15 protein-coding genes are annotated in these 15,252 nt (G+C 58.0%); 5 read left to right on the forward strand and 10 right to left on the reverse strand.

The window, feature by feature from the left end; translation table 11 throughout:
• The first annotated feature begins 11 nt into the window (after positions 1-11).
• Both cysD and RDV48_03420 read left to right on the forward strand, forming a co-directional pair.
• Entirely contained in the window at positions 12-812 is an 801-nt protein-coding gene (gene cysD, locus RDV48_03415; protein ID MDQ7821825.1) for a sulfate adenylyltransferase subunit CysD, read from the forward strand.
• A gap of 2 nt (positions 813-814) precedes the next feature.
• Positions 815-2,074 carry a GTP-binding protein gene (locus RDV48_03420; protein MDQ7821826.1) on the forward strand — a complete coding sequence of 420 codons (1,260 nt, stop codon included), beginning with the start codon at positions 815-817 and terminating at the stop codon, positions 2,072-2,074.
• On the opposite strand, the gene RDV48_03425 is transcribed toward RDV48_03420, so the two are convergent.
• A complete protein-coding gene (locus RDV48_03425; protein ID MDQ7821827.1) occupies positions 2,071-4,128 on the reverse strand; it encodes an alkaline phosphatase family protein in 2,058 nt (685 codons plus the stop codon). The two genes, RDV48_03420 and RDV48_03425, sit on opposite strands and share 4 nt — an antisense overlap.
• 215 nt (positions 4,129-4,343) lie before the next feature.
• On the reverse strand, positions 4,344-4,694 hold the full coding sequence (locus tag RDV48_03430; protein MDQ7821828.1) for a hypothetical protein: 351 nt from the start codon (positions 4,692-4,694) through the stop codon (positions 4,344-4,346).
• A gap of 219 nt (positions 4,695-4,913) precedes the next feature.
• On the opposite strand from RDV48_03430, the gene RDV48_03435 reads away from it, so the two are divergent.
• Together RDV48_03435 and RDV48_03440 are read left to right on the forward strand one after the other, a co-directional pair.
• A complete protein-coding gene (locus RDV48_03435) occupies positions 4,914-5,438 on the forward strand; it encodes a peptidylprolyl isomerase (protein ID MDQ7821829.1) in 525 nt (174 codons plus the stop codon).
• Positions 5,439-5,534: 96 nt separating this feature from the next.
• Positions 5,535-5,930 (forward strand): hypothetical protein, encoded by a 396-nt coding sequence (locus tag RDV48_03440; protein MDQ7821830.1) that lies wholly within the window; start codon positions 5,535-5,537, stop codon positions 5,928-5,930.
• Here RDV48_03440 and RDV48_03445 read toward each other — a convergent pair.
• Positions 5,927-6,709, reverse strand: a complete 783-nt coding sequence (locus RDV48_03445) for a hypothetical protein (GenBank protein ID MDQ7821831.1) — start codon at positions 6,707-6,709, stop codon at positions 5,927-5,929. The genes RDV48_03440 and RDV48_03445 overlap by 4 nt on opposite strands.
• A gap of 261 nt (positions 6,710-6,970) precedes the next feature.
• Between RDV48_03445 and RDV48_03450 the strand changes: the two genes are divergently transcribed.
• The gene (locus tag RDV48_03450) at positions 6,971-7,999 is read left to right on the forward strand and encodes a hypothetical protein (protein MDQ7821832.1); all 1,029 of its coding nucleotides are present in this window, start codon (positions 6,971-6,973) and stop codon (positions 7,997-7,999) included.
• On the opposite strand, the gene trpA is transcribed toward RDV48_03450, so the two are convergent.
• The 7 genes from trpA to aroF are packed head-to-tail and all read right to left on the reverse strand — an operon-like array spanning position 7,996 to position 15,004.
• A complete protein-coding gene (gene trpA, locus RDV48_03455) occupies positions 7,996-8,808 on the reverse strand; it encodes a tryptophan synthase subunit alpha (protein ID MDQ7821833.1) in 813 nt (270 codons plus the stop codon). The genes RDV48_03450 and trpA overlap by 4 nt on opposite strands.
• A 3-nt stretch (positions 8,809-8,811) precedes the next feature.
• Positions 8,812-9,975, reverse strand: coding sequence for a tryptophan synthase subunit beta (gene trpB / locus RDV48_03460; GenBank protein MDQ7821834.1), 1,164 nt, complete (start codon positions 9,973-9,975; stop codon positions 8,812-8,814).
• A gap of 12 nt (positions 9,976-9,987) precedes the next feature.
• The gene (gene trpC, locus RDV48_03465; GenBank protein MDQ7821835.1) at positions 9,988-10,770 is read right to left on the reverse strand and encodes an indole-3-glycerol phosphate synthase TrpC; all 783 of its coding nucleotides are present in this window, start codon (positions 10,768-10,770) and stop codon (positions 9,988-9,990) included.
• Positions 10,767-11,813: an anthranilate phosphoribosyltransferase gene (gene trpD, locus RDV48_03470; GenBank protein ID MDQ7821836.1), complete on the reverse strand. Its 1,047-nt coding sequence runs from the start codon at positions 11,811-11,813 to the stop codon at positions 10,767-10,769. The genes trpC and trpD overlap by 4 nt, the downstream gene beginning before the upstream one ends.
• Positions 11,814-11,817: 4 nt before the next feature.
• Positions 11,818-12,396 (reverse strand): aminodeoxychorismate/anthranilate synthase component II, encoded by a 579-nt coding sequence (locus RDV48_03475; protein MDQ7821837.1) that lies wholly within the window; start codon positions 12,394-12,396, stop codon positions 11,818-11,820.
• Complete coding sequence (locus RDV48_03480) at positions 12,393-13,991, reverse strand: chorismate-binding protein (protein MDQ7821838.1); 1,599 nt, start codon at positions 13,989-13,991, stop codon at positions 12,393-12,395. Before RDV48_03480 ends, RDV48_03475 begins: the two co-directional genes overlap by 4 nt.
• Complete coding sequence (aroF, locus tag RDV48_03485) at positions 13,988-15,004, reverse strand: 3-deoxy-7-phosphoheptulonate synthase (GenBank protein ID MDQ7821839.1); 1,017 nt, start codon at positions 15,002-15,004, stop codon at positions 13,988-13,990. The genes RDV48_03480 and aroF overlap by 4 nt, the downstream gene beginning before the upstream one ends.
• Positions 15,005-15,252 lie beyond the last annotated feature (248 nt).

Genomic DNA, 15,252 nt, shown 5'->3' on the forward strand with positions numbered 1-15,252 from the left:
GAAACAACCAGATGGAATATCTTGACGAGCTCGAAAGCAAAAGCATCTTTATCATACGGGAGGCTTACAGCCGCCTGAAGAACGTTTCCCTTCTGTGGTCCATCGGGAAGGATTCCACTTCCATGCTCTGGATTGCCCGGAAGGCCTTTTTCGGGTCCATCCCCTTCCCCGTGATGCATATCGACACGAGCTACAAGTTCGGGGAGATCTATGAATTCAGGGACAAATATGCGAGGGAGTGGGGGCTTGAGCTTCTCATCAGCAGGAACGATGAAGCTCTCAAGGGGGGGATGTCCCCCGAGGTGGAAAAGCTCCAGTGCTGCAATGCTCTGAAGACTGAAGCCCTGAAGGGGACCCTTGCAAGCCGCCGCTTCCAGGGGCTGATCCTTGCCATCAGGAGGGATGAGCACGGCATAAGGGCCAAGGAGCGGTACTTCTCCCCCAGGGACAGCGACTTTCAGTGGAACTATCAGAACCAGCCTGCCGAGCTCTGGGATTATTACTCGGGGGAGCCTTCCAGGGAAAAGCACTTCAGAATCCACCCTATGCTCCACTGGACAGAGCTTGACATATGGCGCTATGTCCAGAGGGAGCGCATTCCCATAGTGAGCCTCTATTTCGCAAAGAAGGGGAAGCGGTACAGGAGCATAGGCTGCGAGACCTGCTGCAGCCCCGTTGACTCCCAGGCCACCACCGTCGCCAAGATAGTGAAGGAGCTGGAAACCACCAAGGTTGCCGAGAGGAGCGGTCGTGCCCAGGACAAGGAAGATACTTACACCATGCAGAAGCTGAGAAGCCTGGGTTACATGTAACTATGAAAAGAAAGACGCTCAAGATAATAATTATCGGCCATGTGGATCATGGCAAGTCCACCCTCATAGGCCGCCTGCTCCTGGATACCAACTCGCTCCCGAAAGAGACTGTGGCTGAGCTCAAGAAGATTTCAAGGGAGCTGGGGCGGGACACGGAGCTTGCGTACCTCACTGATCAGCTCAAAGAGGAGCGCGAGCAGAGAATCACCATTGACACGACGCAGATATTTTTCAAGACGCCTAAAAGGGATTATGTAATCATTGACGTGCCGGGCCACGTGGAGTTTCTGAAGAACATGATAAGCGGCGCCACCCTCGCCGAGGTGGCCGTCCTTATCGTGGACACCAACGAGGGCATCATGGAGCAGACAAGGCGCCACGCCTATATCATCAAGCTCCTTGGGATAGAGAGGGTCATCGTCCTTTTCAACAAGATGGACCTTGTAGGATATGACCGTGCAAGATTTGAAGCGGTGCGCAGAGAACTGCTGCAGTTTCTCGAAAACCTCGCCATTGTAAACCCCATTGCCATCCCCGTTTCAGCCTGGAAGGGCGACAACATCTCAAAGCCTTCCCGGGCAATGGCCTGGTATGAAGGCCTCCCCTTCCTGGCTGCCCTGGAATCGGTGGAGAGCGGAGAGAAAAAGGCAGGGAGATACTTCAGGTTCCCCGTCCAGGATGTCTATGAACGACTTGGCGAGAGAGTGATGGTAGGAAGGATTGCCTCGGGCACCGTCAGGGAGGGAGACAGGGTCCTCAGGCTTCCCGAAGGCACCGCGGCAATGGTAAAGAAGATAGCGGTCTACCCCGCCACGAAGCCAAGCGCCGATGAAGGGGAGAGCGTGGGCATCATTGCGCCCGAAGCCCCCGGGGCGAAAAGGGGCGACGTGCTTGGCGATATAAATGATCCCCCCCTTGTGACCACGTCCTTCACGGGTAACGTGTTCTGGATGTCCCAGGAGCCCCTTGAAGCGGATAAGCCCGTGACGCTTCTGCTGGCCACGCAGGAAGCCACGTGCCGGCCCATCTCCATTGAGAAGCGTATCAACTCTTCAACGCTTGAAGTCATCGAGGAGCATGCTCGAAAGCTTGAAATGAATGAAGCAGCCATCGTGAAGTTCGCTGCCGAGTCCCCCCTGGTGGTGGAGCTTTTCTCCCATGTCGAGGAGCTCGGAAGGTTTGTCATCGAGAAGGACTACACCGTAATGGGCGCAGGAATAGTGACTGCAATTGATGCACAGGGGCATCCACGAGCGCGCTAGAAGAGCGGTGTGCCGTCAAGATCGCATTTTTTCAGTTCCTCGTCGCTCATCCCGCAGATTCTCAGCAGCGTAGGGGTCACATCCATGATGGAAGGCTTTTCCCTGGTGATTTTCCTGTTTGAGAAGAGGACTCCGGGGATGAGGGCCGGGTCAAAGAGGTGATCGCCTGACCATTTCTGGAGGTTGTCCTCAAGGAGCGCCGGGGGCACCCCGCCCAGGGCGGTCTGCCACGAAGCCCTGTAGCCCGTGTTGAAGCCGATGAAGAGGTCGGGCGTCTGCTCGGCCTTATTCCCCCAGAAGATTTCCTCCCTGGTGTAGACATTGTGAATGACGGGCTGCAGGTACTGGCCGTCTCTCCAGTTTTTCATCTTCTCCTTGAGCTCCTTCTTGAGGCTCTCGGCTTCCTCGCCGGGAGTCACGATGCCGTCCCTTTCGCGGCCTTTCAGGTTGAGGTAAAGGGCGCCGAACCCTGCGGCGTACACCCTGGTCTTTGACCAGTCGATATCCTTGAGAAGTTCCACACCCGAAGGAGCCTTGGGATCCCGGAGCTCGAGGTAGCCGTTCTTCCTGAGCCACGTGTTGACATGGACCATTCTCCTGAAGGAATTGAAGCCATGGTCGGAAAGGACTATCAGGATGTCCTCGCCGCCCATCTGAGCCAAGACTTCGCCCAGCACGGCATCAAGCTTCTTGTAGGAATCCTTGATGGCGTCGCGGTATCGGGGAGGGGCGTCCCTTTCGAAGAGAGGGTGGCTGCTGTCAATGTAACGCCAGAACATGTGAGAAGTCATGTCGGCTGTTTCAAAATAGGAATAAAGGATGCCCTTGGTAAAGCGCTTCAGCTCAAGGGAGAGAAGGGCCATTTTTTCTCTCTGCACCTCGTCAATCTGAGCAAGGAAGGGGTCCTCAGGGAGGATGTTCTGGTTGAGGGCCCACGTGTCCATGGGCATGCCCATGGTATAAAAGAGCCCTGTCTTTGAAGAGACCTCCTTGCTGTAGTTCCTGGGGGCTGATATGTCAAAGAGGGGATCACGGGGATCAAAATTGATGGGGCTGATGTAAAGCTTGAAATCGGGATTCGCGCCGAGAAGGTAGAATTTCACTATCCCCTTGGCCTTCCTGAAAGTGCCGATCTTGAAGGTCACGTCCTTGAAGTCGCTCCAGCGGTCCTTTTCAAGATCGAAGCTGTTGTTCTGGTATTCAATGGTCACCTTGTCGCCCTGGGGAGGAACGGTAACCTTTATCGGCACTTTCACGTTGTCAGACTTTCCCCTGGCGCTCGCGACCTTGGGGCCGATGAGGTTCATTACCATTACGGGCGCCTTGGCCACATGGAAGAAATTCCCCACGGAGACCTCGTCTTTCTCCACCTTCTCCGAGGTGTAAAGGGTAAGAGTGCCTTCCGTGCCCAGGATGTCGGGCACGCCCATGCCGGAGAGCATGCGGCCCATGATCCTGTCGGGGGGGAAGGTCACGGGGCAATGGAGCACCGTGGCGGGAATCCTTTTCTCGGTGGTGTAGTTCCAGAAGCATTTGCCGTCCACCACGCGGATGAAGCGGCCTTTGTCCATTTTCGAGAGGGAGAGGCTCAGGCCGTAATTGGCGGGGTCTCTCACGATGAAGTCAAAGAGGCCGTTCTTGCCGGGGTTCCTTCCTGTGGAAAATCCTGTCCAGGCCACGGGGGACTGCGAGGGATTGGTGGTGGAGAGGCGGCGGTAGGAGCCGGTTTCACTCAGTTTCTTCAGGTTGGGGAGCTCCCCCTTTGCCATCATGGGCTCCACGAGGTCGGGGGAGAGGCCGTCAAAGCCCAGGATAATCACCTTTTTATTGAAGTTCGCTGCCGGTTGGTTCATATACACTCCTGCCGCTATGGCAATCGCCAGGATAAGAATGAGAATGATCAGGAAAAGCTTGCGGTGATCCCAGAAGAACTTGAAGATCTTCTTGAAAAAGAGGCCTGCCGCGCCGAAGAGGCCCAGGATGAAGAGGAGTATCCCCGTCCCTGTTCCCACGAGGGTCATGCCCGTTCCCGGATCAATGTAGCCGAAGTCCATCGATGCCCCTTTATGCCGCGATGATAATGGTTTTCGGAAAAGTACTTTGCTGTTGTGCCCTCATGTTCCTCTGTAATGATAGCATAAAAAGGTTTTTCCCACAATCCTGCCGGAGAGGGAAATGGAGAGGATTCCCCGGGCATTCCCGTGGGAAAGGCCTCCACGACCCAGCGCCTTGAAAGCGCAGGTCTTTGCAGGCAGGAGTATCACCTTGATTACGGCCTGCAGACGGGGCAGGGAAGATACCCTCTCCTGAGGGCCTGCTCTCTCGTGAGAGAGGTCCCGCCGGTGAGCTTCTTGCAGGACATCTTGTGAAAGAACTTGCCGCTGCTCCCGATGAAGACCGTGGTGGTCCTGTCAGCGGGAGTGGTAGTGGCCGGTTTTTTTATCACCACTGTGCGGCGGGGCTGAACGGCCTGCGCAATGAGGCTGCCGGGGCGATCCCGTGAGTCGGCAGAGGCGGTGGCACAAAGGGGCAGCACGAGTGCCAGCGCCATGACGAGGATCATAGCTCCTTTGACAAAAGTCCTCCCGAGAATGCCGCTTTCCGGTGGGGGCTTATGCATGGCCCTTGTTCCTCCTGGTTTTTTACCTCTTGAAATAATACTCAAAGATAAAGGAGTTCGTCGGGAGCCCTCTTTCCCCTCCAGGGAGGGGAACCCTGAGGCAGGAGCCATGGTCACGGTCGATAATCCCGGGAAGGCTCGAAAGAGGAACGGAAGGATCTTCAGAGAAAGATGAGGGGTGTAGTGCTCAAATCGCTCTTGAGAAAGGTGAGTGACGGTATGGGGAGCCTCTTTGGAAAGAAGAAGGAACCCGCGGCTCCGGCGGGGCCCGTGGTGGTGCTCGAGACAGGCCAGGGTATCATCGAGATAGCCATCTGGCCGCATGTGGCGCCGAAGGCATGCGAGAACTTCACCAAGCTCGTGGAAAAAGGCTATTATAATGGAACAACCTTTCACCGGGTCATCAAAGGCTTTATGCTCCAGGGCGGCGACCCCGAGGGCACGGGATCGGGGGGCTCGTCGATATGGGGGAAGCAGTTCGAGGACGAGACAAGCCCCAGGGTGAAATTTGACAGGGAAGGGCTTCTTGCCATGGCCAACAGGGGCCCGAACACTAACGGAAGCCAGTTTTTCATCACCACTTCAAAACCGTCGCACCTCAACATGAAGCACACCATATTCGGAGAAGTGATAACCGGCTATGACGTCGTGAAGAAGATAGAGAACACGCCGACAGAAAAGCCCCAGAACAAGCCTGTGACACCGCAGAAGATCCTGAAGGCCTCACTGAAGCCGAAGCATTAGCCTGTCAGGCCCGCGCTCCCTCTTTTTCCGGTAGGGTAGGCCTGGTATAATGAAAGGAGCATTGATGGGAACTACGAGCGGAATATTCTCAAAGGCATGAATTTTCTCAAAAAGCTTTTTCCCGGAAAGAGGCAGTCCGCCGCGGCCAGGGATTCAGGACTTTTCCCCGAGAGCACCGTCGTCTTAACCGTTGATGACCACGCTGTCATCAGTGCCAGGCCGGGAGGGCTCACGGAGCGGGTCACATGGGACGAGCTTTCCCGTGTGGAGATCATGACTACCGATGAAGGTCCCCTGGTGGCCGATGTATTCTGGGTGCTCCATGGGAAGGACCGGGGATGCGTGATACCCCAGGGTGCCACCAACGAGCATGACCTCATCGAGAAGCTTGTCAGGCTTCCAGGGTTCAACCACAACGAAATGATAGAAGCCATGGCCTCGACGGAGAACCGCACCTTTCTGGTCTGGGAGAAAGGGGGAGAATCCCGCTAGAGCTTTCTCTTCACCCTGTCGCCGGTCCTGGCGGTGCCGCTCCCTGCGATTTTTTCCGCCGTGCTCTCGTTTTTGTCCACAAAGGTCACTTTAAGATCACAGGAGGCCGCTCCCTTCTCCCTGGGGATCAGGGTAAAGATCATGCCCTCCAGGACTCCCTTGGTCTTTCCTATGTCCAGCGTGACTCTCCCCTTGGTCACATCCAGCACGTAGCCTTCAAGCGCGGCCTGATGCGGGGCTTTCTTGAGTTTCATTTTCTCAATTTTCACTGAAAGTTCCCGGGCGAGGGCCACAAAGCCCTTGCCCAGCGATGATTCCTTGAATGTCTCCGTTTTATAGGGGAGGGCCGTGCCCTCCTTGAGGTCCTCTGCAGGCACCTCGATGGTCTTCTCGGCTTCAACACCTCCGGCGATGAAGCCCCCTTTTTTGTCGGTGAAGGTGAGGGCGCAGGCCACCGTGATATTGGTATTGTCGCTCTTGGCGAACTTCGTGACGGTGCCCCTCACAAGGTAAACTGGAGTACCGGCTTTCGCTCCCTCGGGGGTACTGCCCAGCACGAAGCGCTTTGATTTTTTTATCTGCCCTTCCATAAGCCTGGAAAAGAGTGTCGCGGGGTCAAGGGCGTCGCCCCACCAGGGCGAAAATCCCGTGGCCACCTTAAAGGAGTCTATCTCCACGGGAGTTTTCACTGGCGCCGCTTTGGGTGCTGCGTCACCGGAGGGCGCCGCCAGGGTGAACAGGGCTGCACACAGCAGTGCTGCAGAGATGATTTTTCTCATGGGATGGTTATTCTCCTTTCCTTAATTCATCCCTTACCCTTCGGCGCGGTTGTACCCCATGCCTTCAATGGTAAAACGGCATGGATGCCACTGGGAAAAGGGGCCGTCCCAGAAAAAATTGGAGGTCCCCCTGCGGGGGGTATCCCGGTAAATTCTCCGCTTCAGCTGCTTTCCCTCTGTGGTAAAACCAGGGGCTTGCAGGAGAAGAGGAAAAGGCATGGAAAAGTCACGGGATAAATTTTCTCGAGGAGGAAGTCGGCGATGAAAAGATCTTTCTGTCAGGCCCTCGCGGCAATCCTTATCCTGGCAGCCCTTGCAGCGGGGAACAGCGTTTATGCGGCGCCGGTGAAGTTTCAGGACAAGATGCTCTGGATACAGCTGGGGAACCAGATCAAGGACATTGATGACGCCATGCTGGAAAAGATAGCCGAGTGCGGCTTCTCCAAGGTGATTCTGCTGCACTCTTCAATCAATGAGCAGGGCTACTTCCCTGTCCTCCGATCCCTCACGAAGCGCTGCCATGCAAAGAAGATCAAGGTGAGCATGGGGACTCTTGTCTTCAAGGACACCTACCAGAAGCCTTACTGGCTCCGCAACCCGGGCCTGAGGAAATGCGACAGGGACGGGAAATACAGCGACACCAAGTATTATCACTACCAGATATGCCCTAACAACCCTGTAAACCATGAGTACGCCGCGGGCCTCCTTCTCAGGGAGGCACAGGAGGCCGGCGTGGACGAAATCCATATCGACTATGAGATAGAGCCCTGCTTCTGCCCGTACTGTGTCGCCGATTTCCAGGAGAAGCACAAGAAGGACCCGCGCGTGCTCTCTGACAAGGACAGGGACTGGCTCGTGTGGCGCTCCCGCAAGACCCGCGATTTCTTCGAGGTGCTTGCCCGCAAGTGCTACGGGAGCTTCCCCACCTTCCTCATCTCTGCCACGGCGCCCGTCATCGGCCTTCCCGGCGGCTTCACGGCCTATGGCACAGACCTGCGCTATGAGGATCTCACCCAGTATGTGGACGAGTTCCAGCCCATGATCTACCTTTCGGTGAAGACAGACCCCTCCGTTGCCGGCGACAAGTTCGCTGCCATCCAGCGCCGTGTGCTGGACAAGTATGTGGTCCCCGGCATCATTATCAACGAGGAGGGAACGATGCAGATAAAGACCAGGGACCGTCTGATGGCGGAGCTTGAAGGGCTCGCCCGCAAGGGGGCAAAAGGCATTGCTGTCTTTGAGGTTCGTTACATCAACGATGAGCTTAAGGGACTCCTGCGCGACCTTTAGCCCTCGCGGTCCAGCGCTTCCCTGATGGAGCGCACAAAGTCTCTCACGGTGCTGCAAAGCTTTTTTCTGTCGCCACGATGTTCCTCGATGATGGTGGCGAGAGCGCTTCCCACTATGACGGCATCAGCACCCGTTCCCCTGAAGAGAGCCGCATGGTCCGGCTTTGAGATGCCGAAGCCCACGGATACAGGTGTATCCGTCACTTCCCGCACTTCGTTGATTTTCCCGATGGTCCGTGCTGAGACGGAAGACCGCTCGCCCGTGACGCCCAGCACCGCCACGAGGTAGATATAGCCTGTCGTAAGGCCTGCAATGTCCCTGATGCGCTCCCGCGGTGTCGTGAGGCCCACCATGAACACTGATTCAAGATCATTTGCCGCAAGCCCCTCCATAAGAGGGGCAGCGCTCTCTGGAGGGAGATCGGCCGCCAGCACTGCATTGACGCCGCAGGCGGCGGCATTACGGCAGAAAGCCTTGATGCCATAAGCATGGATGAGGTTGTAGTAAAGAAGGAGCCCCAGGGGCACCGGTGAGAGCTTTCTCACCCTTTCTATCAGAGCAAGGCATTTTCCCGGCGTCATGCCGGCGGCGAGAGACCTTGCCGCCGAGCGCTGGAGCACGGGGCCGTCGGCGATAGGGTCGGAAAAGGGAAAGCCCAGCTCGAGGCCTTCGGCGCCTCCCTCAAGAGCTGCCGAGATAAGGGCAAGGGATGTCTTCTCGTCGGGATCTCCCAGGGTGAAGTAAGGGATAAAGGCCTTTCCGGCCCCCGGGGTCTCTCTCTTTTCCAGCAGATACCGGCGGAATCCCATAGGTCACCTCTTCATGGCAAAATAGCTATCCAGGTCCTTGTCGCCTCTCCCCGAGAGGTTGATGAGCATAAGGGAGCCCCTGTGCTCCCCTGCCGCGGCAAAGGCCGAAGCGAGGGCATGGGCAGGCTCAAGGGCAGGGATAATCCCCTCAAGGAGCGAGAGCGTCTCGAAGGCCTCGAGGGCCTCTTCGTCGGTCACCGTCACGTAGCGGACGCGCCCCCTGTCGCGAAGTGCGCTGTGCTCGGGTCCCACGCCGGGGTAATCAAGGCCTGCCGCCACCGAATGGGTCTCCTCAATCTGCCCGTGGGGGTCCTGGAGGAGATAGCTCAGGCTCCCGTGGAAGACCCCGGGCCGCCCGAAGGTGAGGGGGGCGCCATGATGGACACCGTCGCCTTTTCCGCCGGGCTCGACTCCCACAAGCTTCACCTCACCGTCACCGAGGAAGGCGCTGAAAATTCCCATGGCGTTTGACCCGCCGCCTACGCAGGCATAGACATAGTCGGGGAGCCGCCCTTCCTTCCGGACTATCTGGCGGCGCGCCTCGCGGCCGATGACGCTCTGGAACTCCCTCACCATGAGGGGGAAGGGATGGGGGCCGCAGACGGTGCCGAAGAGGTAATAGGTGGTTTCCACATTGGCAATCCAGTCGCGGAGGGCTTCATTGATGGCGTCCTTGAGGGTGGCTGTCCCCGAGGTGACGGGAATGACCTCGGCTCCCAGCAGTTTCATGCGCTTCACGTTGGGGCTCTGGCGCTCTATATCGGTGGCGCCCATGTAAATGTGAGTCTTGATGCCGAAAAGGGCCCCTGCCATGGCGGTGGCGACCCCGTGTTGCCCGGCGCCTGTCTCAGCGATGAGGCGCCCCTTGCCCATCTTTTTCGCAAGCAGCCCCTGGCCCAGGCAGTTGTTGGTCTTGTGGGCGCCGCCGTGGAGGAGATCCTCCCGCTTGAGGTAGATAGTGGCGCCCAGCCGCTCAGAGACATTGGCGGCAAGCGTGCAGGGTGTGGGCCTCCCGGCGTAGTCCCTCAGCAGGGCGGCAAGCTCACTCCTGAAGGCTTTCTGCCGCGCTATGTCCAGAAAGGCGCTCTCGACCTCCTCGAGGGCAGGGATGAGGATCTCGGGCACATAGAACCCGCCGTACCGTCCGAATTTTCCAGTTTTGCGCATGGGTGCTCCTTTTCAGCGCGGCGAAGACCGTGCAAGGATGGCCGTGAACTCCCTCAGGCACGCCTCGGGATCTCCTCCCGCCATGAAGGCCGAGCCTATGAGAAATGCCCCGGCATAGGGCATGAGCTCCTCAAGGTGATCTCCTGAGGTGATTCCCGATTCGCTTACGATGAGGATTCCTTCCGGGATGAGGGGGGCGATCCTTTTTGTCGTCTCCCTGGTAATGGTCATATCTTTGAGGTTCCTGTTGTTGATGCCTACCATGGGGGGGCTGAGGGGAAGGACATGCTCCAGGGACACTTCCTCGTGGACTTCCACGAGAGCCTCCATCCCGAGCTCTCTCACAAGGGAGTAAAGGCCGGCAAGCTCGCCGGCTTCGAGGGCTTCGGCAATGAGAAGGACGGCATCGGCACCTGAAGCCCTGGCTTCGTGAACCTGGTAAGCGTCAATGATGAAATCCTTCCTGAGGAGGGGCAGCTCCACGAGGCGGCGCGCCGTGAGGAGATCGTCGAGACTCCCCGAGAAGTGGTCCTCTTCAGTGAGGACGCTCATTGCATCGGCATAACGCCCGTAAAGGGCCGCCTGTGTGGCAAGGTCAGGGGCGTTATGAAAGGTGCCTCTTGACGGCGATGCTTTTTTGTACTCGGCGATGAGGCCATGGCCTTTCCTGCTGAGAGCTCCTGCGAAATCCCTGGGAGGAGGTGCCTCGCGGTCCCTCAGTTCCCCGAGGGGCACCCTCTTCTTCGCCTCGGCAAGACACTCCCGCTTTCTCTCCACGATGCGATCAAGGATCACGGCTTTCTCACTCCCTCCTCCCCCCGGGAAAGCGAGGCCTGTATCGTGAAGGCCTTGATCTCCTCAAGCTTTTGAAGGGCTTTCCCCTTTTCTATGAGGTTTCTTGCGGCATTCACGCCTTCCTTGATGGATGGCGAGTGGCCCGCCACGTAGAGGGCCGCCCCGGCATTGAGGAGGGCCATGTCCCTTTTGGGGTCCTTTTTCACCTTTCGCGGCGTCAGCACATCCCTTATAATCCCGGCGTTCTCGGCGGCGTCGCCGCCCAGGAGGCTCTCGTGCCTGGCCCTGGTGAGGTCGCATTCCTCGGGGTAGAGGATCTTTGCCGTGATGCGCCCGTCGCGGACCTCAATGTACCGTGAAGGCCCCGTGACAGTAAATTCATCGGTGCCGTCGCCGTGGACGACAAGGGCCCGCCTTGTGCCCAGCCTTTCCAGGACATGGGCCACTGTCTCAAGGTGATCGGGCGAGAAGAGGCCCACGACCTGGTGCGTGGCCCCCGCGGGGTTCGTGAGGGGGCCCAGGAGGTTGAAGACGGTCCTTATTCCCAGGTCCTTGCGCACGGGGGCAATGGCCAGCATGGCCTGGTGGTGCTCCCTGGCGAAGAGAAAGCAGAAGCCTGTCTTGAGAAGGCATTCCACGAGCTTTTCCGCGGGAAGGGAGAGGGAAAAGCCCAGGGCCTCAAGGACATCGGCGCTCCCGCTCTTTGATGAGGCGGCCCTGTTCCCGTGCTTGGCCACTCTTATTCCCGCCGAGGCGGCAATGAGAGCTACCGTTGTCGAGATATTGTAGGTGCCGACACCGTCGCCACCAGTGCCGCAGGTGTCCAGCAGGGGCTCTTTCGTGGGAAAGTTGACGCGGTGGCAGAAGGTGTGCATGACGCGGGCGAAAGCAGTGATCTCATCGACGGTTTCCCCTTTTATCCTGAGAGCGGTGAGAAGTGCACCGGCCATCACGGGGCTGTATTCGTTCCGCATCATCTTTTCCATGAGGTGTGCGGCCTCATCGGCAGTGAGATTCTCTTTTCTTGTGAGCTTGTTCAGCATGGCCTCATCCCTCCCTGCCGGAAAGCACGTTGTCGATTATGGCACCCCCTGCGGCAGTGAGAATGCTCTCAGGGTGAAACTGCACTCCCGTGACCGGCAGGCTCTGGTGTCGCACTGCCATTACAATGTCTTTCTTGCGCGCCGCCACTTCGAGGACCAGAGGGATCTCGAGGCCCGCGAGGGAATGGTAGCGCCCTACGGGGAGAGGTGAGGGAAGCCCTGAGAAGATCCCTTTCCCGTCGTGAGTGATGAGGGACGTTTTCCCATGGACGATCTCCCCGGCATGGCCCACTTTCCCTCCGAAGGCCTCGATCATGCACTGGAGGCCCAGGCAGACGCCGAACATGGGGACTTTCCCGGCGTAAGTCTTGATAAGGTCTATACTGCACCCGGCGTCACGGGGTGCCGAGGGCCCGGGGGAAAAGACCAGCAGATCGGGCGAAAATTCCCTGAAGAGGGCTTCATACTCATCCATGGCAAGGTTATTCCTGTATATTTTCACGAGGCAGCGGCGTTTTTCAAACTCGTCCACCAGGTTGTACGTGAAGCTGTCGAAATTGTCGATGAAGAGTATCTTTTTCATCTCTCTGCAGCTCTTTTCAATGCCGTGAGCGGGGCGGCAAGCTTTTTTTCCGTCTCCTCGTATTCGCTCTCCGCGATGGAATCGTAGACAATGCCTGCCCCTGCCCGCAGGTGCGCCTTTCCCTCCAGAATCCTCATCGAGCGGATGATGATGCAGGAGTCCATCTCGCCGTTCCGGCTGAAGTAGCCGCAGGCGCCGCCGTAATAGCCGCGCTTGAATTTTTCACAGCGTCTCAGGAGCTCCATTGCCTTGAGCTTGGGTGCCCCGGTGAGGGTCCCGGCATTCATCACCGAGAGGTAGGCATGGAAGGCGTCAATATCTTCCTTGAGCTCACCCTTCACCGTGGTCACAAGGTGCTGCACATGGGAATATTTCTCCGTGCAGTACGGCGACTCGACGACTCTCGTACCGGGCTTTGCCACGCGGGCGATGTCGTTGCGCGCCAGGTCGATGAGCATGGAGTGCTCGGCAAGCTCCTTGAAGTCAGTCTTGAGGGAGACCTCGTACCGGGAGTCAAGGTCGGCATCAGGGACTCCTGCAGCGATCCCCCTGGGCCTTGTACCCGCGATGGGCCTCGTCTCTACGATTGGCTTTTCTGTGCCGGTGACCCTGAGGAGCATCTCGGGCGATGCCCCCAGCAGCACACCGCGCCCGTCGTTCATGTAAAACATGTAAGGTGAAGGGTTGAGGGAACGGAGCTCTCTGTAAATTGCCCAGGGGTCTGCTATGCCTTCTGCAGTGACGGTCCTGGAAGGGACGGCCTGGAACACATCGCCCTCGACGATATGGCTTTTCATTGTCTCTACGAGGCTCATGTATTCCTCCCTGCTGAACTCCTGGGAGGTGGTGATGGCTCCCCCGGTGCTCCCCGCCTCAGGAGGTGCGGTGCCGTTGAGAATGAGGCGCTCGATACGTTCTATCACTTCTGTGGCGTGGAGGAACGCGCCGCCTGCCTCTTCGTCGGTGATGACCATGGCGTTGGAGACTATGGCAAGCTCATGCTTCGCATGGTCTGCCACGAGCAACGTGGTGCCATAATAGAAGGTGAAATCATCCTCATTAAGGGGATCGCTCAAAGGCGGGGGAAGGCTCTCGAAGGTGTCTATGAAGTCGTAGGTGAGGGCGCCGAAGAGGCCGCAGAAAAGGTGGCCGGGCCAGTAAGCCGGCGTGAGCTTCCCGAGGACAAGGCGGAGCACGTGAAAGGGTGTGATGGCTCTCAGCCTCGCCTGCTCGTCAATATGGCGGGGAACAGGGGGAAGAATTCCCTCTGCAAGCGAAGGCTCATTCCTTATCACGCTCCCCAGCAGGGCAAGATCGGGCATCAAGGCATCTATGAATCTTATACCAAAGCGGTCAAGCGCTTCCAGGCGGTAGCCCGTTCCTCTCCCGCAGATGCGCAGGCACGGCTCGATGACCATGATGCTCATTTTCCCATAGAAGGGCACGATGTCGGCCGATTCCAGGAACATGGCATGGGGTGCATGGCCTCCTCCCGAGACCAGCGAGAAGATCTCCGAGGCATCACGGGTGAGGGCGATGCTCTTCACGACGGGGATGAGGCGGAGAGAGCCTCCGGGCTTCACTGTTTCTCTCATTGGCACTCCTTTGCTGAGAGGTGCATGAGCTTCTCGATTTCGCCCACGAGCTTCGAGAAGCGCTCCGTCGAGATGGTCTGCTTGCCGTCGCTTTTTGCCCTGTCGGGGTCGGTGTGGACCTCGATAAGGATGCCGTCGGCGCCTACGATGGCCGCCGCCTTCGCCATGATATAGGCCAACTCCCTGTCGCCGGTACCATGGGATGGATCCACCACGACGGGAAGGTGGGTCTCGCGTTTGAGATAAGGGACAGCGGCGAGATCCAGGGTGTTGCGCATGGCCGTCTCAAAGGTCCTGATGCCCCGCTCGCAGAGGATTATCCTGGGATTTCCCGCAAGGGCAATATACTCGGCGCACATGATGAGCTCCTCGAGCCGCGCCGAGAGCCCCCTCTTGAGGAGCACGGGCTTGTCAATCTTCCCTGCCTCAAGGAGGAGGTCGTAGTTCTGCATGTTCCGGGCCCCGATCTGCAGGATGTCATAATAGTCGTAATAGCGCTCCACATCCTTTGTGTGGATTATCTCGGTGCATATGGGGAGGCCTGTGACAGCCCTTGCCTCCTTGAGGTATTCCAGGCCTTCCTCCTTGAGGCCCTGGAAGGAATAGGGCGAGGTGCGGGGCTTGAAAGCGCCTCCCCTGAGCACGTGGCCCCCCTTGTCCTTCACTTGTCTTGCGATCTCGATGATCTGCTCGCGGCTCTCGACAGCGCAGGGGCCGGCGATGAAGGTGAAGGTCCCTCCCCCGATGGCGTGGGCGCCCAGGGTGATAACGGTGCTCTCGTCGTGGAACTTCCTGTTCACAAGCTTGTGGGGCTCCAGGATGGGAATGACGCGCTCCACGAAGGGGAGGGCTTCGAGCTGGAGGGCCTGGAGCTTCCGCTCGTCGCCGAGGGCGCCTATCACAATCTTCTCCGAGCCGGGGAGGTAAAGGGGCTCAAGCCCCAGATTCTCTATCCCCTTGAGGATGCTGTCGGATTCCTGTTTTGTCACGTTCTTGCGAAGCACAATAATCATAAATAGCTCTCCGGAAAAATACTGCTTATGATTATAGCCCTTCGGGCATGATCTGTCAATTTCCGACGGCAGGCGGCCTTCGCACCTGCCCCCTCCCGCGATGCTCAAAGTGCTTCAGACTCCGCAAGATTCTCATACTGCATAAGGGCGTCCAGAATGGGGCGGGTCAGCGCCTCGCCGTTTCCCTGCCCGGAGGTGATGGCTTTCCACAAAGTCTCGCGCGCCGTGGTCTCTGCCTTCTGATAGGG

The sequence above is a fragment of the Candidatus Eremiobacterota bacterium genome, from assembly GCA_031082125.1.
Taxonomy (GTDB): Bacteria; Vulcanimicrobiota; CADAWZ01; order CADAWZ01; family Ess09-12; genus Ess09-12.